This is a genomic window from Halogranum roseipondis, from assembly GCF_059695585.1.
In genome coordinates this window covers 227,793-247,275 of record NZ_CM185235.1, presented here as the reverse complement: position 1 = coordinate 247,275, position 19,483 = coordinate 227,793, and the positions used below count along the sequence as shown (strand labels likewise).

The window sequence follows — 19,483 nt, the reverse complement described above, 5'->3', positions numbered from 1 at the left end:
GAGTCGGCCGCCGCTCTGAGGCCGAGATCGGAAGACGGCGCGGTCCTCCACTGCCCGCCACGGGATTGTTTCACACGATTGGTCACCAGACTTAAGTTGCTCAGGACCCAACAGATGAGTGCATCGAACCAGAGAGACCCTTCTCTCCCACCCCATCCCACAATGACTGAAAGTGTCCGAAGTTACACGGGCGAGCGTGCCCGTTCGCGTGAGGAAGAGACAGAGTCCGAGTCCGACCCCTCGGAAGAACTACGCTGCCCGGAGTGCGGAGGACAGTTGAACGCAGACACGTCGCACGGTGAGACGGTCTGTCAGGACTGTGGCCTCGTCGTCGACGAGGACGAGATCGACCACGGCCCCGAGTGGCGGGCGTTCGACTCCAAAGAGAAAGACCAGAAGTCCCGCGTCGGTGCCCCGACGACCAACATGATGCACGACAAGGGGCTGTCGACGAACATCGGCTGGCAGGACAAAGACGCCTACGGCAACTCGCTGTCCAGCCGCCAGCGCGAGAAGATGCAGCGACTGCGGACGTGGAACGAGCGGTTCCGCACCCGCGACTCCAAGGAGCGCAACCTCAAGCAGGCGCTCGGCGAGATCGACCGCATGGCCTCCGCGCTCGGTCTGCCGGAGAACGTCCGCGAGACGGCGTCGGTCATCTACCGCCGCGCGCTGAGCGACGACCTGCTGCCCGGTCGCTCGATCGAAGGCGTCGCGACGAGTTCCCTCTACGCGGCCGCACGACAGGCGGGGACGCCCCGCTCGCTCGACGAGATCGCGAGCGTCTCCCGCGTCGACAAAGACGAGATCGCCCGAACGTACCGCTACGTCGTCCGCGAGCTGAAACTGGAGATCCAGCCCGCAGACCCCGGCAGCTACGTGCCGCGGTTCGCCAGCGACCTCGAACTCTCCGACGAGTCCGAACGGCGCGCCCGCCAGCTGCTGAAGAACGCCAAAGAGGAGGGCGTCCACAGCGGGAAGTCGCCGGTCGGCCTCGCCGCGGCCGCCGTCTACGCCGCCTCGCTGTTGACCAACGAGAAAGTCACACAGAGCGAGGTATCGGACGTCGCCAACATCAGCGAAGTCACCATCCGCAACCGGTATCACGAACTGCTCGAAGCCGAAGAGCAGGTTCAGATGCCCTGACGGGTAACTGGGTCTCTTCTCCACGCGACGCCTTTCGGGCACTGTCTTTCTGTCGCTGTCACCGCCCGATCGGGTGAGTTCTTCGTCACGAGTCGGAATCGGCAAGTCTCCCGCCTGACAGAGGGCGGTATGGAGACGACGCGCCACTTCACCGCGACCGTATACATCGTCAACGACGGTGCGACCGCCCTCCACCACCACCGCCGACTCGGAATCCGCGTCCCTCCCGGCGGCCACGTCGACCGCGACGAACTGCCCCACGAGGCCGGCCTCCGGGAGGTCCGCGAGGAGACCGGTCTCGACGCGACGCTGGTCGCCGACGTCGCCGACGTCGACGCCCCCGCCGGCGACCCGCTCCCCCAACCGGCACACATGATGCTCTACGACATCAACGTCCACGGAGACGGGACGGTCGGTCACCAACACGTCGACCACGTCTACTTCGCCCGCGTCGACAGTCGCGATATCGACCCCGACGGCGACGACGAGGTCGCGTCGGAGAGCTGGAACTGGTACGGCGTCGACGAACTCCGCACCGGCGACGTCGACCCCGACACGGTGCAGATCGGCATCGAGGCCATCGAAGCGGTCGGTGAACGATACGGTTAGCGGGCTCTTCTCCGCGTAGCTTTAACTACGAGAACGAAGCCAGAGCCGCCGTGCGCTGACGAGCGACCGCGTGGCGACGCCGCGACCGTGCGACACACCGCCACGCGTCTTCGAGGCCCGCCGCGTGTCGCCTGCTCGCCATCCGCTCACTCTTCGCAGAGCGAGCGGACGTACTGGCCGACGTGGTCGTCCATCCGTCGCTTGAACCCGTCCTGTCGCGCGAGCCGATCCAGTTCCCGTGCGGCGTAGGTTCCGTACTGGACCGCCTTCTTCTCGGCCGTCCGAACCGACTCCGGAAGGACGTCCGCTGCGGCTCGTCGGAGCGCGACTTTCCGTTCGTCCTCCGTGGCCAGCAACTCCGCCGGCAGTCGAAGCGCAGCGTCGACGACGTGGTCGTGCAACAGCGGTGCGACCGGTTCGACGCCGGCCGCCCGCAACGCGAGGACGTCACGCTCCAACTGGTCCGGGAGCGTCGCGATCACCTCGCGCGTCGCTCCGCGAACCGTGTCGGCGTCGACGCGGTGGTCGGCGGCGGGGTCGACTACCTTCGAGTAGCCGCCGAACAGCTCGTCGGCACCCTGCCCGACGGCGAGTCGGTCGTAGCCGTCGGCCGCCGCCCGCTCCGCAGTGAGATACAGCGGGAGAGCTATCTGGATATCCATCGGGTTATCTCGCCCGATAGCCGAGACCAGCTTCGGCACCGCACGCTTCAGATCCGCGTGTGTGAACTCGACGACGCGGAGTTCGCGGTCCATCGCGTCGGCCGCTGCGGTCGCGGCGTCGACGTCGTGGCTTCCCTCGAAGCCGGCGACGTAGAGCGGTGCGTCGGGGACGCCCGTGGCGACGAGTCCGGAGTCGAGCCCACCGGAGAACGCGACCGCGAGGCCGTCGTCGTCGACGTCGCGGACGCTCGCCAACACCGCGTCGCGGACCGCGTCGACCGCGTCGTCGGCGTCGACGACGGGTGGATCGGGGAGCCTCCACACCACTTCGTCGCCGTCGTCGTCGCGGGCGACACCCGCCGGAACGCGCCGTGGGTCGTCAAGGTCCGTCCGGTCGCCGCTCCACCGACGGTGGTCGCCGCGTTCGGAGAAGAGCGGTTGTCGGCCGAGCACGTCGCGGACGAGACGGCCGTCGACCTCGCCCGCGAACCCCGCCGTCCCCGGTAGCGGGTCGCCGGTGTCGAGCGCGTCGCGAACGACCGACTCGTCTGGGCCGCGCATCACAGCAGGTCGGAGATGCCGTGTTTCATCCGTCGCTTCGCGCCGCCCGCGGCCTGTCGGAAACTGATGTGCCACGGCGTTCGCGATCCGACGTAGCTGGTGCGTCCCTCGACGATGGCGTCGAGGATCGCCTCTTGGTTACGTTCGTCCACGGCGACTTCGGTAATCGCCTGTCCGACCATCTCGCTGATGTGCGCGTCGCTGCCGGCGGTCATCGGCAGCCCTCGGTCGGCGGCGAACCGCTCGGCTTTCCGGTTCGCGAGTCCGGTCAGGAGACGGGAGTTGTACACTTCGATGGCGTCGGCGCTCGCTAACTGCTCGCGAGTGACGTGCGGGGCGACGCCGTGACGGGACTTCTGGAAGGGGTGAGGGACGACCGCGACGCCGCCCTGCTCGCGGATTCGGTCGAGCGTCTCGTCGAACGACAGACCGGCCGGAACGGGGTCGTCGATGCCGAACGCGAGGACGTGTCCCGCGGCGCTCGTGACCTCCATCCCGGAGATGCCGACGAGCCCGTAGTCGGGCGCTCGCTCGACGGCTTCGAGGCTGGCGTCGAGTTCGTCGTGGTCGGTGATGGCGATGGCGTCGAGATCCACTGCGGCCGCCTGTTCAAGCAGTAGATCGACCGGGTCACGCCCGTCGTACGACAGCGACGAGTGCGTGTGCAGCTCGACCGATAACACGGACGTGCGTTGGCACTACCCGTAAAAAAGCTCCGCGGTCCGACCGTCTCTCACGTCAGTCGACTGGCGAGAGTCGTCGACTCGATTCCCTCGGCGACGAGGGCAGCGACGCGCCGAGCGGCTTACTTCTCGGCGACGACGCTCGGGACGACGATGAGGATCGTCAGGACGACTGCGGCGGCGACGCCGATCCCGTAGAGCACCATCGGACTACCGAACCCACCGTGCTGGAGTTCCGTGAGCAACTCCGGTGCGATAATTCCGAGTCCCACGACGGCCAACAGGACGCCGAGTCCACCCCAGATGACTGATTCGTTCATTGGTGAACTCTGAAACGACCGACCGTGTTATGTGTACCGGATTGATGAGACGCGACGACCCGTAGATCTCCGGTGAAGACGCCACCGTACTCGTGGTATGTGCGCCTCACACCGGGAACTATATGCATGGGTGTGCATATAGAAAAGCATTAACGGCCCCTCTTTCAACAGGAAGGTGAATGAGCTTACCCGACACGGACCACGACCTCATCCGGGACGAACTCGGTCGGGACCCGACGCCCGCCGAGGGTGCGCTGTTCGAGAACCTCTGGAGCGAACACTGCGCGTATCGCTCCTCGCGTCCGCTGCTCTCGGCGTTCGACTCCGAGAGCGACCAGGTCGTCGTCGGTCCGGGAGACGACGCCGCGGTCGTCGCCGTCCCGCTCCACGAGGGCGACGACGAGACCTACGTCACGTTCGGCATCGAGAGCCACAACCACCCCTCCTACGTCGACCCGTTCGACGGCGCGGCGACGGGCGTCGGCGGCATCGTCCGCGACACGCTCTCGATGGGTGCGTACCCCATCGCGCTCGCAGATTCGCTGTACTTCGGCGACTTCGATCGCGAACACTCGCGCTATCTCTTCGAGGGCGTCGTCGAGGGGATCAGCCACTACGGCAACTGTATCGGTGTGCCCACGGTCGCCGGCAGCGTCGACTTCCACGAGGGGTACGTCGGCAACCCGCTCGTCAACGTCGCCTGCGTCGGCCTGACGACACCCGACCGCCTCGTCACCGCCGAAGCACAGGAGGCCGGGAACAAACTCGTCCTCGTCGGCAACGCCACCGGCCGCGACGGGCTCGGCGGTGCCTCCTTCGCGAGCGAGGACCTCGCCGAGGACGCCGAGACCGAAGACCGCCCGGCGGTCCAGGTCGGCGACCCGTACACGGAGAAACTGCTCATCGAAGCCAACGAGGACCTCGTCGACGAGGGGCTGATTCTCTCCGCGCGCGACCTCGGCGCGGCGGGACTGGGCGGTGCCTCCAGCGAACTCGTCGCCAAGGGCGGCTTCGGCGCCGAGATCGACCTCGACCGCGTCCACCAGCGCGAACCCGAGATGTCGGCGCTCGAGATCCTGCTCGCGGAGTCCCAAGAGCGGATGTGCTACGAGGTCAGGCCGGAGGACGTCGACCGCGTCGCCGAGATCGCCGAGACGTACGACCTCGGCTGTTCGGTCATCGGCGAGGTCGCCGAGGGCAACTACGTCTGCACGTTCGACGGCGAGGTCGTCGTCGACGTTCCTCCCCACTTTCTCGCCGACGGCGCGCCGATGAACGACCTCGACGCCGTCGCACCCGAACCGCAGGAGCGCGACCTCCCGGAGGCGGATCTCGCGGCAGCGTTCGAGGCCGTCGTCGGCAGTCCGACCACGGCGAGCAAGCGCTGGGTCTACCGCCAGTACGACCACGAGGTCGGCGTCCGGACGAGCGTCGGTCCGGGCGACGACGCGGCGATCGTCGCCCTCCGCGAGGCGGGGACGGGTCTCGCCCTCTCCTCCGGGGCGAACCCCAACTGGACGAGCGCGAACCCCTACGAGGGCGCCCGCGCGGTCGCACTGGAGAACGCCACCAATCTCGCGGCGAAAGGGGCGACGCCGCTCGCCGCCGTCGACTGTCTCAACGGCGGAAACCCCGAGAAACCCGACGTCTACGGCGGGTTCAAAGGGATCGTCGACGGACTGGCCGACATGTGCCGGACCCTCTCGACTCCCGTCGTCGGCGGCAACGTCTCGCTCTACAACGACTCCGTCTCCGGGCCGATTCCGCCCACGCCGACGCTGGCGATGCTCGGCACGAAGGCCGGCTACGGCGCCCCGCCCGCCGCATTCGCGGGCGAGGGAACGTTGCTGCTCGTCGGCGAGTCGGGCGGTGCGCTCGGCGGGTCGGAGTATCTCGCTCGGATGGGCGGCACCGACCGCTTCCCGGCGCTCCCGGCGAACCCCGGAGAACTCGTCTCGGCGCTCGCGACCGTCGCCGACGACGAGTCGACGCTCGCCGTCCACGACGTGAGCCACGGCGGCCTCGCCGTGTCACTGGCCGAGATGGTCACCGACACCGCCGGTGCCGACGTCGAACTGGCGGACGCCGTCGCGCTGTTCGACGAGACGCCCGGTCGCGCAGTCGTCGAGACGACGAACCCCGAGGCCGTCTTCGAGGCGTTCGAGGGCGTCGCACCCGTCACCGAACTCGGGTCGGCGACGACCGACGGGACGCTCTCGCTCTCGGTCGGAGAAGCGGAACTCGCCTACGACGTCGACGCGATCGCCGACCTGCGGGACGTCATCGAGCGCGAATTGGAGTAAGGCCACGACGAGTTCGCTTCTTCGTCACAGTCGCTCGTGTGTCGAGTGCGAGGCTGAGAGAATCGAACGAAGGAGTGTTTCAGCCCAGAAGTAGCGGAACGCCGAACACCAGCACGAGACCGACGAGCGTGACGGCGACGCCCGTGCCGACCTGGCTCATCGTGAACGCCTGCATCGGGGACGTGACGCGGCCCGCTTCGTTTCCGCCGTGGTCGAGGCTGTCGTGTTCGCCGGTGTGTGAGTCGTCCATGTCTCTCCGTGAGTTTCGCCGCTACTAAAATACAACTATACCACCGGCGCGTGAGCACCAGCCATGGACAGCGCAGACATCGACCGCCAGTGGTGGAAAGAGGCGGTCGTCTATCAGATCTATCCGCGCAGTTTCAACGACACCGACGGTGACGGCGTCGGCGACATCCCCGGTATCGTCGAACGCCTCGACTATCTCGAGGAACTCGGCGTCGACGTCGTCTGGCTCAACCCCGTCTACGAGTCGCCGAACGCGGACAACGGCTACGACATCGCCGACTACCGCTCGATCATGGACGAGTTCGGCACGATGGCCGACTGGGAGGAGCTGCTGGACGGACTCCACGACAGAGGGATCAAGCTCATCATGGACCTCGTCGTCAACCACACCTCCGACGAACACGAGTGGTTCGTGAAGTCCCGTGCGGGCGACGAGGACTACCGCGACTACTACTTCTGGCGACACGGGCGGACCGACGTCGACGGCTGGACCGGTCACCACGGACCCGACGGTGAGGCCCCACCGAACGAGTGGGGGTCGTTCTTCGGCGGTCCCGCCTGGAGCTACGACGAGGAGGTCGGCGAGTGGTACATGCATCTGTTCGACACGAAACAGCCCGACCTCAACTGGGAGAACGAGGCGGTTCGGGAGGAAGTGTTCGACATGATGGAGTGGTGGTTGGAGAAGGGGATCGACGGCTTCCGGATGGACGTCATCAACCTCATCTCGAAGCCGCCGAGCGTCACCGACAACGACCCGCCGACTCCCGACGGGTTCGACGCGACGTTCGACGGACCGAAGATCCACGAGTACGTCGGCGAGATGGGCGACCGCGTCCTCTCGGAGGACCTGCTCTCGGTCGGCGAGATGGTCGGCGACGTGTCGATGGACGACGCTCGGCAGTACGTCGGCCGCGACGGCGACGGCCTCAGCATGCTCTTTCACTTCGATCACGTCCTGCTCGACCGCGGTGGCGACATCTGGGAGTACCACGGCTACGACCTGACCGACCTGAAGGACGTCTTCCGCCACTGGCAGAAGGGGCTGGAGGGCGAGGGGTGGAACAGCAACTACCTCAACAACCACGACCAACCGCGGATGGTCTCCCGGTACGGTGACGACGGGGAGTACCGCGTCGAGTCGGCGAAACTGCTCGGGACGCTGCTGCACACGCTCCACGGGACGCCGTACGTCTATCAGGGCGAGGAACTCGGGATGACGAACTACCCCTTCGAGAGCCTCGACGACTTCGAGGACGTCGACACGCTCAACCCGGTCCGGAACGCCTTGGAGGAAGGCGTCGTCGACAGCTTCGAGTCCGTCTGCGACTCGGTCGCCATGCTGAGCCGCGACAACGCGCGGACGCCGATGCAGTGGACCGACGGGGAGCACGCCGGCTTCACCGACGGCGAGCCGTGGCTGGCGGTGAACCCCAACCACGAGGAGATCAACGTCGAGGCCGCCCGCGAGGACGAGAACTCGGTGTTCCACTACTACCGCGAGCTCATCGATCTCCGCGGCGACTACGACGTGCTCGTCTACGGCAGCTACGACGACCTCTGGCCGAGTCACACCGACCTGTGGGCGTACACCCGGACGCTCGACGACGAACGGCTGCTCGTCGTGTTGAACTTCACGAGCGAGGAACAGCAGTTCCGACTCCCGCGCGAGGACGAGGCGCACGCGACGGCCGACTACGCCGACGAGCTGCCGTTGCACGCCGGTGAGGTCGACACCCTCGAGACCGAACTGCTCATCGCCAACTACGACGACGTCGGCACGGACCCGACGGCGTTCGACCTCCGACCGTGGGAGGCACGGGTCTACCGGCTCTCCTGAGACCGCCGTCCTCGCGACTCTGTTTCTCACTGTCATACGTTTAGAGAACCGATGAATCAAAGGAAACGTAGCGGCGAGTGTCGCTAATGACCGGGCCAGACACAGATATCGACCGCCAGTGGTGGAAGGAGGCTGTCGTCTATCAGATCTATCCGCGGAGCTTCAACGATACGGACGGGAACGGCGTCGGGGATCTCCCCGGCGTCGTCGAGAAGATGGACTATCTCGACGACCTCGGGGTCGACGTCGTCTGGCTCAACCCTGTCTACGAGTCTCCCGGTGCCGACAACGGCTACGACATCGCCGACTACCGCGCCATCGACGACGAGTTCGGGTCGATGAGCGACTGGGAGGATCTGCTGGAGGGACTGCACGACCGCGACATCAAACTCATCATGGACCTCGTGGTCAACCACACCTCCGACGAACACGCGTGGTTCCAGGAGTCCCGGAAGTCGAAGGACAACGAGTACCGCGACTACTACATCTGGCGCGAAGGCCGACAGGTCGACGGCGAGGGCGGTCCTCGCGGGCCGAGCGGCGAGGCACCGCCGAACAACTGGGAGTCGTTCTTCGGCGGTCCCGCGTGGAGCTACGACGAGGAGACCGGCGAGTGGTATCTCCACATCTTCGACCGGAAACAGCCGGATCTCAACTGGGAGAATCCGGCGGTCCGCGAAGAGATCTACGACATGATGGAGTGGTGGTTGGAGAAGGGGATCGACGGCTTCCGGATGGACGTCATCAACCTCCTGTCGAAACCCGAGGGGCTGCCGGACAGCGAGGACGAGGACGCGCTCGTCGTCGGCGCCGACCACTTCATGAACGGCCCGCGCATCCACGACTACCTCTCGGAGATGCACGAGGAGGTCATCGAGAAGTACGACGCGATGACGGTCGGCGAGATGGCGGCGATCGACGCCGAACAGGCGCAGGCGTACGCCGACGACGGGATGTCGATGGCGTTCACCTTCGACCACCTGCGGCTCGACTTCGGCCCGAACGGCCGGTGGAGCCACGGAACGTTTAGCCTCCCGGAACTGAAGCAGGCGATGAGCTACTGGCAGCAGGGGCTCGGCGACCAGGGGTGGAACGCGATCTTCTTCGGCAACCACGACGAGCCGCGCATCCTCTCGCGGTTCGGCAACGACGGCGTCTACCGCGCCGAGTCGGCGAAGCTGCTGGCGACGCTACTCATGACGCTGCAGGGGACGCCGTACGTCTTCCAGGGCGACGAACTCGGAATGACCAACTACCCCTTCGACAGTCTCGACCAGGTGCGCGACGTCGACACGCTGAAGAACGTTCGGCTGGCCCGCGAGAACGGTCGGTTCTCGGACGAAGCCGAACTGCTGGACGTCGTCCGGCGTCGCAGTCGCGACAACGCGCGGACGCCGATGCAGTGGAACACCGAGGAGTACGCCGGCTTCACCGACGGCGAGCCGTGGATGCCGGCCAACCCGAACTACGAGGCGGTCAACGTCGAGACCGAACGCGACGACTACGACTCGGTGTGGCACTACTACCGAGGGCTGGTCGATCTCCGACACGACAGCGAGGTGCTCGTCTACGGCGACTACGACCTGTACCTCCCGGAACACGAGGATCTGTGGGTGTTCACGCGCACGCTCGGCGACGAACAGGCGCTCGTCGTGCTCAACATGTCGGACACGTCGACGCAGTTCGAACCGCCGGCCTCGGTCGCCGGTGCCGACGCCGACCTCCTCGCTGCGAACTACGACGACATCGACGACGTCGACAGCGTCGACCCGACCGACCTCCAGCCGTGGGAGGCGCGGGTGTACAAGGTGGCCTGAACGTCTCCGCTCGGCCCTCGTTCCCGCGGAGATCGCTCGCTACTGCCGACGAGGTCGAACGGTTCGAGACGAACGACTGTGTGGGTCGTATGCTATATCACTCGCACGCCTCGTGGGACAAAGTGCCATGATCGTGGTCTGCCGGTTCCGAGACGGCCAACTAGGTTATACCTGTCGAGGTCGATCGTTCTGATGCGACCCACTGACGTACACGAACGGCGGGTCGCACGTCAGAGGTGCTCATCCATCCCACGAACGGGTGATGCGGGGCAGATACGCAGCCTGTCGGTGAGCGGTCGTCGTCGGCCGTGATCCCGACGGACGGCGTTCCCGACACCTCGTCAGGCAGTGCACGCATCACCCTCGAAACGTCACCTCCGGGCAAGCGGAGACGTACGGCTGCCTGACACTCCCGTTCTCTCGACCGCCGAGACGTGGCTCCGTCCGTCGGGTGGGGTGCCGACCTGCCGTAGTCGAAACCGTCAAACCCGCAACTGACGAAGCCTCACGCACTCAAATGCTGACGAAGCGCATCATCCCCTGTATCGACGTCGACTTAGACGAGGACGGCAACCCCGCGGTCTACACCGGTGTCAACTTCGAGGACCTGCAGTACACCGGCGACCCCGTCGAGATGGCCAAGCGGTACAACGAGGCCGGGGCCGACGAGTTCGTCTTCCTCGACATCACCGCCTCTGCAGAGGGGCGAGCGACGATGCTGGATACGGTCTCACAGGTCGCAGACGAGGTGTTCATCCCGCTGACCGTCGGCGGCGGCATCCGCACGAAGGAGGACATCAAGGAGACGCTCCGTGCCGGCGCGGACAAGGTCTCCATCAACACCGCCGCGCTCCAGCGTCCCGAACTCGTCGAGGAGGGCGCGAAGGCGTTCGGCAACCAGTGTATCGTCATCTCCGTCGACGCCCGCCGCCGCTTCGACGAGGAGGGCGAGTTCTACGCCGACGTCGACGGCGAGTCCTGCTGGTTCGAGTGTACGGTCAAGGGTGGCCGCGAGGGAACCGGCGTCGACGTCGTCGAGTGGGCCCGCGAGGCCGAGTCCCGCGGTGCGGGCGAACTGTTCGTCAACTCCATCGACGCCGACGGGACGAAAGACGGCTACGACATCCCGCTCACCAAGGCCGTCTGCGACAACGTTTCGACGCCCGTCATCGCCTCCTCGGGCTGTGGTGGCCCCGAGGACATGTACGAAGTGTTCACCGAAGCTGGCGCGGACGCCGGTCTCGCGGCCTCCATCTTCCACTTCGACGAGTACTCGATCCAGGACGTCAAGGAGTACTTGGACGAGCGCGACGTGCCGGTCAGACTGTAGGGAATCGTCGACGCTGGGAGCGTCCACTTCCGCGCCGAACGTTCAAGCCGCCTGCTCCCGTACGACTCGTCCACCATGAGCGCACCCGACGGCTGGCTGGACGCGTTGAAACAGCACCGCGCCGACAAAGACGAGTTCTTCCGCGACCATCCACACTCGCCGCTCCCGGCCGACCAGCGCGAGGGGTTCGAGGGCCTGTCGTACTTCGACCCGGACCCCGACTATCGCTTCGCGGTCGAACTCCGAGAACACGAGACGAAAGAGTCGATCACCGTCGCGACGACGACCGAGGGCGAACGCGAGTACGTCGAGTGGGGCGAGTTCGACTTCACCGTCGACGGCGACGACTGCACGCTGCAGGTCTACAGCCGCGACGCAGGCGACGACGGGTTCTGGCTTCCGTTCCGCGACGAGACGAGCGGCGAGGAGACGTACGGGGCGGGTCGCTATCTCGAACTCGACGCCGAGGACCGCACCGACGACGGTCGGTGGATCGTCGACTTCAACCGCGCGTACAGCCCCTTCTGCGCCTACAACGAGGCCTACGAGTGTCCACTCGTTCCGATGGCCAACTGGCTCGACGTCGAGATCCGCGCGGGCGAGAAGACGTACGAACCGCCGACGAACTGACCCCACGAACCGCCGACGAACGAGCCCGAGGGCGCTCCTCGGTCGTTCCGTGTGCGGCGTTCAGTGGGTGTAGATCTCGTAGAGCGCGGCGATCCCGCTGAGACCGAGCACGTACCAGTAACTCGCGACGCGATAGACGAGCGCGATGGCGGCGGCGGTCGCCGTGTTGACCGGCGTGAGCGCGACCAACAGGCCGACGATGGCGACTTCGACGCCGCCGAGGCCGCCGGGCGTTGGCGCGACGCCGGCGAGCGTGCTGGCCGGGACGATGAACAGGACGAGCGTCGGGTCGATGTCGACGCCGATCGTCTGGCCCGCCAGGAACAGCGGCGCAGCGAAGAACAGCCAGCCGACGTAGGAGTACGCGAGCGTGATGGCGAGTTCCTTCGGGTGGGCGGCGATGCGGTCGAGACGGTCGTAGAACTCGTCGACGCGGTCTTTGAGCGAGTCCACGTCGACACGGCTGGTGCGGGCGGCGACCGGTCGCGAGAGGCCGACGACGAGTCGCTCGACCACCTGGCGGTGTCGCCAGCCGAGGTAGACGGCCACCGGGATGCCGAACGCCAGGAGGGCGAGTCCACCGACGAGCGGTTCCGCTCGCGGCGGGACGGACCCCTGGACGAACAGCGCGACGAAGCCGAACCCGGCGAACGTGAAGAACGGCAGCATGTTGAGCAGATCCGCGATGACGACGCCGGCGAGGCTCTCCTGGTAGGAGACACGACCGTCAGTCGAGAGGATGTAGGCGATGAACGGTCCGCCGCCCGCCTTCCCGAACGGCGTCACGTAGTCGGCGAACGTCCCCGCGAAGTAGGTCGGCACGAGCGCACTGAGGGGGATGTCGACGTCGACGGCCCCGAAGATGACGTCCCACGACTTCGCCCAGATGACGAGACAGAGCGTCGACGACAGACAGGCAACCACCAGCCACTCGAGTTTCGCTCCCCTGAGCGTCGCGAGGATCTCGCCCCACCCGACGACGGTGCCGAAGAAGTACAGCAAGACGCTGGCAGCAGCGAAACTCGCGAAGACTTTTACACCGGTTTCTCGATCGACCGTCGTACGTGCAACCTGAGACATCCTGAAGGCGTTCCTCGTTGGCAGTCGCTCACCGGCGACGAAAGGCGGTGAGGTCCCGCTTCTAAGAGAGACGAACAGCGGGAGAGGGTTGTGTCTATCGGCCGCTCGGACTACGCGGCGGTGAACGCATCGCGGAAGGAGTCGGTCATGTCCCGGACGCTCCGTGCGCCGTCGGCGACGGCGTCGAGCGGGTCGACGCCCGACTCGGTCTTGACGGAGAGGATGGGGTCGGTCTGTCCACCGGACTGTTCGGGGTTCACGTCGTACGTCGCGGCGGCGACGCCCTCCGTCTCCAACAGTGCGCCCTTGAGCACGTTCATGAACGTGTGATCCTCGCCGGCGATCTCGATGCGGAGTTCCTCGTCGGTCTTCTCGATGACCCGCAGTTCCATGCCTCTGGTTTCTCTCGTCGCGTGTTTCAACTTGTCGATAGCGTGGTGTCCACGCCTTCGAGCGCGCCGGGACCGACGGACAGGTGGACCGAGAGGCTACTCGATCTTGAACACGGCCTCTTCGATGCTCTCGCTGCGACAGTCCGGACACCGCGAGGGGTAGTTCACCGGGTCGTCGAAGGCGCTGAACCCGCAGTTGCGGCACTCCGGCGGTGCGACCAGAAACTGCTCGTCGGTGCCGTCGAGCGACTGGGCGACGTGGGGGAGATGCTCGTACACCGACGACCGGGGGACGCCGACCGTCTGGGAGAGGTCACTCGCCGTCGCGGGGTTCTCGCGGAGCGTCTCGGCGATTCGCTGTCGCGTCGTCGTCGCGTCCATCGGGAGACAGTAGTGGCCGGTGGGACAAACCGTTTCCTGTTGTGCGATTGCGCTATTCGTCGCGGGGGAAAGAACCATACCACCGGGGCGAAAGTGGACAGACATGAAAGCCGTAGTGCTAGCCGGCGGGTACGCGACCCGGCTGTGGCCCATCACGAAGCACCGCCCGAAGATGCTGCTGCCGGTCGGTGAGGATACGGTCATCGACATCATCTTCGAGGACCTCGAGGAGGACGACCGCGTCGACGAGGTGTTCGTCAGCACCAACGAGGCGTTCGCCGAGGAGTTCGAGGAGTACCTCGCCGACAGCGAGTACGAGAAACCCACGCTCTCGGTCGAAGAGACGCGCGCGGAAGACGAGAAGTTCGGCGTCGTCGGCGCCATCGAGGAGCTCATCGAACGCGAGGGCGTCGACGACGACCTGTTGGTCGTCGCCGGCGACAACCTCCTGAGCTTCGAGATGTCGGAGTTCATCGACTACTTCGAGTCCAAGGGGACGCCCGCACTCGCCGCGTACGACGTCGGTTCCTACGACAAGGCGAAGTCGTACGGCCTCGTCGAACTCGACGGCGAGCGCGTCGTCGACTTCCAGGAGAAACCCGAGGACCCCAAGAGCACGCTCGTCTCCATCGCCTGCTACGCGTTCCGCCGTGAGGACCTCCCGAAGTTCTCCGACTATCTCGAAGACGGCAACAACCCCGACGAACCCGGCTGGTTCATCCAGTGGCTCCAGTCACAAGAGGACGTCCACGCCTTCACGTTCGACGGCGCGTGGTTCGACATCGGGACACCGGACAGCTATCTCGACGCGGTCGCGTGGAAACTCGGCGGCGAGAACTTCGTCGACGAGACCGCGACCGTCGAGAACTCCGAACTCGGCGAGAACGTCCACGTGATGGCCGGCGCGTCCGTCACCGACTCCGCACTCGACGACACTATCGTCTTCTCCGATACGACCATCGTCGACTCCGACATCAAACGCTCCATCATCGACGAAGGCACCCGCATCGAGGGGCTGGAGTTCGCCGGCGCGCTCATCGGTGCGCACACGAAGATCACCGACGACGTCGTCTAGCACCTTTTACGCTGCGCTCGTGGCTCTCCGAGCCACTCGGCAAATGCTGTCTTTTCGCGGTTTCAGTCGCGGTACAACGTCCTGACGAGGGTCACTCCAACCGTGCGTCCGTGATCCGAATCCGCCCGCGAGTCCCGTCCCACTCGGTGTCGTACTCTAGTTCGATCCGCTGCTCCATATGCGGGCCGTCCACGACGAACGTCTCGAACTCGCCGCCCTCGCCGAGGATGTGCACGCCGTACTTCTCGTTCAGTTCCTCCAACTCGGCCAGCGCCGCCTCGTCCAGCGTCCGACCGAGCCAGGACTCGTCTAGCCCACCCGCGGCGACCTGGACGATCACGATCTCGAAGCCGGCGTCGAGCATCGCGTCGGCGAGTTCGCGCGGGTCTTCCTGCCACAGCGGCGCGAAGAGGTCGATACCGAGTCGGTCACACATCCCCTGAATCCGGTTGGTCTGGAACTCGCTCTCGACGGCACCGGCGGTGACGCCCGCGAGGTCGAGTTCCTCGGCCAACTCGGTCAGCGCGGCTTCGAGCGGTTCGAGTTCGGCGTCGCCCTGAGCGCCGGAGTCCTCGGCGGACTCGGCCTCGAAGTCCTCGGGTTCGACTTCGACGAGGCCGATGCCGACGCTCTCGGCGACGAGGCGCGCGAGGCGCGTCTCCGGGACGTGGTACATGTACGAGTCGCCGTCGGGGTGGACGGTCAAGAGTCGCGAGACGTTCAGCCCCGCTTCGAGTGCCCGGTACAGCGCCCACGCGGAGTCCTTGCCGCCGGAGAAGAGACTCACCCAGTCGTCGGTCATTGGGTCGGAGTAGGCGGCGATCCCGTTAAACAGTCTGCGATTACGTCGGCAGCGACGTGAACACTTGCAAACCGGTGTGTGGTTGTCGGTACTGAGTAGCCGCGGAGGCGGTCGTAGTCAGTTCGTTGTACCGCGCCGAACGAGCGTAAGCGAGTGAGGTGCGGAGCGGGTTTTTTGCTCCATGGGAAGACGCTTCGCGTCTTCCAAGCCTTCGCGGTAAAACCGCGAAGAGAGCTTTTTTAGCCGGGTTGAGCACACCGGAGTTCCCGCGAGCCGTAGGCGAGCGGGAGCACGGCAGAGCTTTGCTCTGCCGGAGACGTGCGACGCCCGGCGTTGAAAAAGGTCGAAGGTGGGGTCTACATGTAGCCCAGATCGCGCAGTTGTGCCATCAGATTTTCCTTGTCCTGAGCACGGCCCTCGCGCTCGGTCGTGTTGTCGAGGTCCTGCAGCCACGCGGGGCGGTCGTCGCTCTTGCCCGACCCCGACTCCGTCCCGAGCGAGCGAAACCCCTCGAAATACTTCGGACTCACTGGCACGTCGCGTGCGGTGAGGCCGTTCGGGAGGTCGTCGGCGCTCTCAGGGACGTGGCCGGTCGGGTAGCCCTCGACGGTGTCGGGGACCACGAAGTGCCAGAAGGCGTCCCAGACGTCGCCCTCGTCGAACTGGAGGATGGAGTGGACGCGGTCGTGCGGCGGGTACTTCTCGGAGTCGTGGCGGGGCGAGAAGAACGTCTCCGTGGCGCGGGACTCCTGTTCGTCCCAGCGGACGCCCGAGAAGATGCCGTCGAAGCCGTGTTCCGTGACGACGTCGTTGAGCGCGACCGTCTTCAGCAGGTGGTTCCCCTCGAAGGAGTCGGCGTCGAGCGTGAACTCGTCGCCTTCGTAGCCGAGGCGGGCGAGCTCGCGGCGGTTCGTCTCGTTGAGGTCGGCGACGGGGACGGACTCGCCGGGCGCGACGCCGAGTCGGCGGAAGTCCTCGTTTGCGGCCCAGACGAGATCGAGATCCCACTCGTCGGCCCAGTCGCGGACGAACTGCTCGACCTCGTCGAAGTGTTCGAAGTGATCGAGGAAGACGACGGGCGGCACCTCGAAACCGTGCTCGCGGGCGACTTCGCGGACGACGTAGAGGACGAGCGTCGAGTCCTTCCCGCCAGTCCACATCACCGCGGGCTTGCGGTACTGCTGGAGCGCGGCGAGCGTCACCTCGGTGGCCTTCGCCATCTTGTCGAGGAGGGAGGGGTAGTCCGCGGCCGTCTGGCTGGTGCCGGCCGTGTAGTCAAGGTCGAGATACTCGGGGAAGGTGGTCATATCACACTACGAATCGTTCGCAGAGAGCATCACGTTTGCGTCGCCACTGCGTAGCAGTGCCACGGCTCGTCGGTGGTGAAAACGGGAGGAGACAGCTGTCGCCGTGTTACGCGGCCGACTTCACATGTAACCGAGGTCGCGCAGGCGCTCCATCAGGTCCTCTTTGTCCTGGGCGCGGCCGGCGCGTTCGGTCGTGTTGTCGAGGTCCTGCAGCCAGGCGGGCTCGGAGTCGGCTTTGTCCGTCGAGATCTCGCTGCCGAGCGAGCGGAATCCCTCGAAGTACTTCGGGGAGACCGGGATGTCCTCGTGGGTGAGACCGTTCGGCAGGTCGTCGTAGTCCTGCGGGACGTAGCCGTCGTCCGGGAACTCCTCGACCGTCTCCGGCACCACGAAGTGCCAGAAGGCCTCCCAGACGTCGGCCTCGTCGAACTGCAGGATCGGCTGGATGCGGTCGTGCGGCGGGTAGATCTCGGGGTCGTGACGCGGACTGAAGAACGTCTCGTCGGCACGAGCCTCCTGCTCGTCCCAGCGGATGCCGGAGATGATGCCGTCGATGTCGTGCGTCTCGAGCGCGTCGTTGAGCGCGACCGTCTTCAGCAGGTGGTTGCCGACGTAGGTGTCGAGCAGGAACGGGAAGGTGTCCTCCTCGTACTCGAGGATGTTGCGGACGTGGTGCTGGTTGTGCTCCGAGAGGTCCTCGATCGGGATGTCGTCGCCGGGCGTGAGGCCGTTCTCCTCGACGTAGTCGCCGATGTCCGTGTTCCGCGCGTAGACGACTTCGAGGTCCCACTCGTCAGCCCAGTGCTCGACGAAGTCCATCAGCTCGTCGAAGTGCTGGAAGTGGTCGATGAACACCGTCGGCGGCAGTTCGAGGTCGTAGCGCTCCGCGACCTCCTTCACGAAGTAGAGCGTGAGCGTCGAGTCCTTGCCACCGGTCCACATCACGGCCGGGTTCTCGTACTGTTCGAGACCCTGCTTCGTGACCTCGATGGCCTTCTCGAGTTTGTGGTTGATGCTCGGATAGTCCTCGGGCGTCTCGCCCTCGCCGTCGCTGTAGTCGACGTCGAGGTAGTCCGGGAAGTTCGCTGCCATCGTGTAATGAGATATAATTAGCAGCCTAAAGTGCTTTTTGCCCAACGAGCTGATTGACGAATGATACCGCCACACACGGCTCAGCGGGTCGTTGTGGTCGGACGTCGCAACGGACTGAACCGGATGGACGTGAAGAACACGGGCGTCGCTCGTGTCGGAGCGCTAGCTGATGAACTTGTTGTCGCGCCAGTTGACACCGTTTCCGCTGCTGGAGTCTTTCGAGGGAGTCTCGACGACTTCGATGCTCGCCGGCCGTTCGTCGCCTTCGACGATGCGAGTCGCCTGCAGCTCGCCGTCAAGTTCGGTGATCGCCGTCAACGTCCCCTTCTCGGCCTGCCGTGCGATGTCGCGGAGGACGAGAAACATCGGGTACTGCAGCGCCGTGTTCTGGAGCACCGTCTCGCGGTCGCCCTTGAAACAGGCGAACTCGACGAGTTCCGAGGGGATCTCCTCTTCTTCTTCCTGTCCCCACTGTGGGCCGCCCGGACGTGGGGGCTCCTCCTCGTAGACACGCGTCTCGGTGACGCTCGCCTTCAACTGCGCCGTCGGGGTGTACTTGCTCAGGCTCTCGTCGGCTGCAACCGCCTTGATGATGAGTGTGTTGTTCCGCCTCGTGATGTCGATGTCAGCGATCTCCGGCGGGAGGTCTGGGTCGTTCTCGAAGTAGGTTTCGACGTCTTCGAGAGGCAGTTCGAGTGTCGAGTGGAGTCGATATACACGGCCTGACATGGGTTACTGGAAGTGGTTGATTGCAACGCCCGCGACGCTAATCCAACTGCACCTACCCGTCTGTTGGGGCCGTAGGCTTATTAGACCTACTCTTTGCTTCGGCTCGATCCCCGGAGACGAGAATCAGTTTCCGGCAAGCGTTTCTTCTAGCTCGCCGCGCTCGTCGAGTTCCTCGAGGATGTCGCTCCCGCCGACGAACTCGCCGTCGACGTAGGTCTGCGGGATCGTCTCCCACCCGCTGTGTCCTTCGAGTGCGGCACGGTAGTGGTCGAGCGCCGGCAGCACGTCGATCGTCTCGAACTCCTCTTCGTACTGGCCGATGTGTTCGACCGCCTTCATCGAGTAGCCACACTGCGGCATCAGCCGGTTGCCCTTCATGAACAGGACGATGTGGTTGTTCTCGATGGCGTCGTCGACGCGCTCCTGTACCTCTTCGGCGCTGAGGTCGCTCCCCGGTTGGAAGGTCATACGGACC

At 65.5% G+C, this 19,483-nt stretch carries 20 protein-coding genes; 8 read left to right on the top strand and 12 right to left on the bottom strand.

Features of this window, described 5'->3' with window-relative positions; genetic code table 11:
• The first annotated feature begins 162 nt into the window (after positions 1–162).
• Both EOHIBHHM_RS01380 and EOHIBHHM_RS01375 read left to right on the top strand, forming a co-directional pair.
• A complete protein-coding gene (locus EOHIBHHM_RS01380) occupies positions 163–1,146 on the top strand; it encodes a transcription initiation factor IIB (protein WP_497253891.1) in 984 nt (327 codons plus the stop codon).
• 129 nt (positions 1,147–1,275) lie between these two features.
• Positions 1,276–1,755, top strand: coding sequence for an NUDIX hydrolase (locus EOHIBHHM_RS01375; protein WP_497253889.1), 480 nt, complete (start codon positions 1,276–1,278; stop codon positions 1,753–1,755).
• A 146-nt stretch (positions 1,756–1,901) separates the two neighbouring features.
• On the opposite strand, the gene EOHIBHHM_RS01370 is transcribed toward EOHIBHHM_RS01375, so the two are convergent.
• The 3 genes from EOHIBHHM_RS01370 to EOHIBHHM_RS01360 form a co-directional block, all read right to left on the bottom strand.
• Positions 1,902–2,978 (bottom strand): asparagine synthase C-terminal domain-containing protein, encoded by a 1,077-nt coding sequence (locus tag EOHIBHHM_RS01370; protein WP_497253887.1) that lies wholly within the window; start codon positions 2,976–2,978, stop codon positions 1,902–1,904.
• Entirely contained in the window at positions 2,978–3,661 is a 684-nt protein-coding gene (locus tag EOHIBHHM_RS01365; RefSeq protein WP_497253885.1) for a PHP domain-containing protein, read from the bottom strand. Before EOHIBHHM_RS01365 ends, EOHIBHHM_RS01370 begins: the two co-directional genes overlap by 1 nt.
• Positions 3,662–3,783: 122 nt before the next feature.
• Positions 3,784–3,981 (bottom strand): hypothetical protein, encoded by a 198-nt coding sequence (locus tag EOHIBHHM_RS01360; protein ID WP_497253883.1) that lies wholly within the window; start codon positions 3,979–3,981, stop codon positions 3,784–3,786.
• 179 nt (positions 3,982–4,160) lie between these two features.
• Between EOHIBHHM_RS01360 and purL the strand changes: the two genes are divergently transcribed.
• Complete coding sequence (gene purL / locus EOHIBHHM_RS01355; protein ID WP_497253881.1) at positions 4,161–6,284, top strand: phosphoribosylformylglycinamidine synthase subunit PurL; 2,124 nt, start codon at positions 4,161–4,163, stop codon at positions 6,282–6,284.
• A 79-nt stretch (positions 6,285–6,363) separates the two neighbouring features.
• On the opposite strand, the gene EOHIBHHM_RS01350 is transcribed toward purL, so the two are convergent.
• The gene (locus EOHIBHHM_RS01350; protein WP_497253879.1) at positions 6,364–6,534 is read right to left on the bottom strand and encodes a DUF7550 family protein; all 171 of its coding nucleotides are present in this window, start codon (positions 6,532–6,534) and stop codon (positions 6,364–6,366) included.
• 63 nt (positions 6,535–6,597) lie between these two features.
• Here EOHIBHHM_RS01350 and EOHIBHHM_RS01345 point away from each other — a divergent pair, with 63 nt between their 5' ends.
• The 4 genes from EOHIBHHM_RS01345 to EOHIBHHM_RS01330 all read left to right on the top strand — a co-directional run bounded on the left by EOHIBHHM_RS01345 (position 6,598) and on the right by EOHIBHHM_RS01330 (position 12,150).
• Complete coding sequence (locus tag EOHIBHHM_RS01345) at positions 6,598–8,373, top strand: glycoside hydrolase family 13 protein (RefSeq protein ID WP_497253877.1); 1,776 nt, start codon at positions 6,598–6,600, stop codon at positions 8,371–8,373.
• 86 nt (positions 8,374–8,459) lie between these two features.
• Positions 8,460–10,190, top strand: a complete 1,731-nt coding sequence (locus EOHIBHHM_RS01340) for a glycoside hydrolase family 13 protein (RefSeq protein ID WP_497253875.1) — start codon at positions 8,460–8,462, stop codon at positions 10,188–10,190.
• A 517-nt stretch (positions 10,191–10,707) separates the two neighbouring features.
• Positions 10,708–11,520 carry an imidazole glycerol phosphate synthase subunit HisF gene (hisF, locus tag EOHIBHHM_RS01335; RefSeq protein ID WP_497253873.1) on the top strand — a complete coding sequence of 271 codons (813 nt, stop codon included), beginning with the start codon at positions 10,708–10,710 and terminating at the stop codon, positions 11,518–11,520.
• A gap of 75 nt (positions 11,521–11,595) precedes the next feature.
• A complete protein-coding gene (locus tag EOHIBHHM_RS01330) occupies positions 11,596–12,150 on the top strand; it encodes a DUF1684 domain-containing protein (protein WP_497253871.1) in 555 nt (184 codons plus the stop codon).
• 60 nt (positions 12,151–12,210) lie between these two features.
• Here the strand turns inward: EOHIBHHM_RS01330 and EOHIBHHM_RS01325 are convergent, their stop codons facing one another.
• The 3 genes from EOHIBHHM_RS01325 to EOHIBHHM_RS01315 form a co-directional block, all read right to left on the bottom strand.
• A complete protein-coding gene (locus EOHIBHHM_RS01325; RefSeq protein WP_497253869.1) occupies positions 12,211–13,230 on the bottom strand; it encodes a lysylphosphatidylglycerol synthase transmembrane domain-containing protein in 1,020 nt (339 codons plus the stop codon).
• A 110-nt stretch (positions 13,231–13,340) separates the two neighbouring features.
• Positions 13,341–13,622 (bottom strand): DNA-directed RNA polymerase subunit L, encoded by a 282-nt coding sequence (locus tag EOHIBHHM_RS01320; protein WP_497253867.1) that lies wholly within the window; start codon positions 13,620–13,622, stop codon positions 13,341–13,343.
• A 96-nt stretch (positions 13,623–13,718) separates the two neighbouring features.
• Positions 13,719–14,003, bottom strand: coding sequence for a transcriptional regulator (locus tag EOHIBHHM_RS01315; RefSeq protein ID WP_497253865.1), 285 nt, complete (start codon positions 14,001–14,003; stop codon positions 13,719–13,721).
• A 103-nt stretch (positions 14,004–14,106) separates the two neighbouring features.
• Between EOHIBHHM_RS01315 and EOHIBHHM_RS01310 the strand changes: the two genes are divergently transcribed.
• A complete protein-coding gene (locus tag EOHIBHHM_RS01310) occupies positions 14,107–15,078 on the top strand; it encodes a nucleotidyltransferase family protein (RefSeq protein ID WP_497253863.1) in 972 nt (323 codons plus the stop codon).
• A 91-nt stretch (positions 15,079–15,169) separates the two neighbouring features.
• On the opposite strand, the gene EOHIBHHM_RS01305 is transcribed toward EOHIBHHM_RS01310, so the two are convergent.
• From EOHIBHHM_RS01305 to EOHIBHHM_RS01285, 5 genes are all read right to left on the bottom strand, one after another.
• Positions 15,170–15,880 (bottom strand): diphthine--ammonia ligase, encoded by a 711-nt coding sequence (locus EOHIBHHM_RS01305; RefSeq protein ID WP_497253861.1) that lies wholly within the window; start codon positions 15,878–15,880, stop codon positions 15,170–15,172.
• A gap of 356 nt (positions 15,881–16,236) precedes the next feature.
• Positions 16,237–17,187 carry a phosphoadenosine phosphosulfate reductase family protein gene (locus EOHIBHHM_RS01300; protein ID WP_497253859.1) on the bottom strand — a complete coding sequence of 317 codons (951 nt, stop codon included), beginning with the start codon at positions 17,185–17,187 and terminating at the stop codon, positions 16,237–16,239.
• Between the two features lie 120 nt (positions 17,188–17,307).
• Positions 17,308–18,279, bottom strand: a complete 972-nt coding sequence (locus tag EOHIBHHM_RS01295) for a phosphoadenosine phosphosulfate reductase family protein (protein WP_497253857.1) — start codon at positions 18,277–18,279, stop codon at positions 17,308–17,310.
• A 162-nt stretch (positions 18,280–18,441) separates the two neighbouring features.
• Entirely contained in the window at positions 18,442–19,008 is a 567-nt protein-coding gene (locus tag EOHIBHHM_RS01290; protein WP_497253855.1) for a DUF7110 family protein, read from the bottom strand.
• A 123-nt stretch (positions 19,009–19,131) separates the two neighbouring features.
• Positions 19,132–19,476 carry a glutaredoxin family protein gene (locus tag EOHIBHHM_RS01285; RefSeq protein WP_497253853.1) on the bottom strand — a complete coding sequence of 115 codons (345 nt, stop codon included), beginning with the start codon at positions 19,474–19,476 and terminating at the stop codon, positions 19,132–19,134.
• Positions 19,477–19,483: the final 7 nt, after the last annotated feature.

Excerpts from the sequence above, each read along its gene's own strand:
- EOHIBHHM_RS01380 (WP_497253891.1), top strand. The coding sequence starts at position 163 with ATGACTGAAAGTGTCCGAAGTTACACGGGCGAGCGTGCCCGTTCGCGT.
- EOHIBHHM_RS01375 (WP_497253889.1), top strand. The coding sequence starts at position 1,276 with ATGGAGACGACGCGCCACTTCACCGCGACCGTATACATCGTCAACGAC.
- EOHIBHHM_RS01370 (WP_497253887.1), bottom strand. The coding sequence starts at position 2,978 with ATGCGCGGCCCAGACGAGTCGGTCGTTCGCGACGCGCTCGACACCGGC.
- EOHIBHHM_RS01360 (WP_497253883.1), bottom strand. The coding sequence starts at position 3,981 with ATGAACGAATCAGTCATCTGGGGTGGACTCGGCGTCCTGTTGGCCGTC.
- purL (WP_497253881.1), top strand. The coding sequence starts at position 4,161 with ATGAGCTTACCCGACACGGACCACGACCTCATCCGGGACGAACTCGGT.
- EOHIBHHM_RS01350 (WP_497253879.1), bottom strand. The coding sequence starts at position 6,534 with ATGGACGACTCACACACCGGCGAACACGACAGCCTCGACCACGGCGGA.
- EOHIBHHM_RS01345 (WP_497253877.1), top strand. The coding sequence starts at position 6,598 with ATGGACAGCGCAGACATCGACCGCCAGTGGTGGAAAGAGGCGGTCGTC.
- EOHIBHHM_RS01340 (WP_497253875.1), top strand. The coding sequence starts at position 8,460 with ATGACCGGGCCAGACACAGATATCGACCGCCAGTGGTGGAAGGAGGCT.
- hisF (WP_497253873.1), top strand. The coding sequence starts at position 10,708 with ATGCTGACGAAGCGCATCATCCCCTGTATCGACGTCGACTTAGACGAG.
- EOHIBHHM_RS01330 (WP_497253871.1), top strand. The coding sequence starts at position 11,596 with ATGAGCGCACCCGACGGCTGGCTGGACGCGTTGAAACAGCACCGCGCC.
- EOHIBHHM_RS01325 (WP_497253869.1), bottom strand. The coding sequence starts at position 13,230 with ATGTCTCAGGTTGCACGTACGACGGTCGATCGAGAAACCGGTGTAAAA.
- EOHIBHHM_RS01320 (WP_497253867.1), bottom strand. The coding sequence starts at position 13,622 with ATGGAACTGCGGGTCATCGAGAAGACCGACGAGGAACTCCGCATCGAG.
- EOHIBHHM_RS01315 (WP_497253865.1), bottom strand. The coding sequence starts at position 14,003 with ATGGACGCGACGACGACGCGACAGCGAATCGCCGAGACGCTCCGCGAG.
- EOHIBHHM_RS01310 (WP_497253863.1), top strand. The coding sequence starts at position 14,107 with ATGAAAGCCGTAGTGCTAGCCGGCGGGTACGCGACCCGGCTGTGGCCC.
- EOHIBHHM_RS01305 (WP_497253861.1), bottom strand. The coding sequence starts at position 15,880 with ATGACCGACGACTGGGTGAGTCTCTTCTCCGGCGGCAAGGACTCCGCG.
- EOHIBHHM_RS01300 (WP_497253859.1), bottom strand. The coding sequence starts at position 17,187 with ATGACCACCTTCCCCGAGTATCTCGACCTTGACTACACGGCCGGCACC.
- EOHIBHHM_RS01295 (WP_497253857.1), bottom strand. The coding sequence starts at position 18,279 with ATGGCAGCGAACTTCCCGGACTACCTCGACGTCGACTACAGCGACGGC.
- EOHIBHHM_RS01290 (WP_497253855.1), bottom strand. The coding sequence starts at position 19,008 with ATGTCAGGCCGTGTATATCGACTCCACTCGACACTCGAACTGCCTCTC.
- EOHIBHHM_RS01285 (WP_497253853.1), bottom strand. The coding sequence starts at position 19,476 with ATGACCTTCCAACCGGGGAGCGACCTCAGCGCCGAAGAGGTACAGGAG.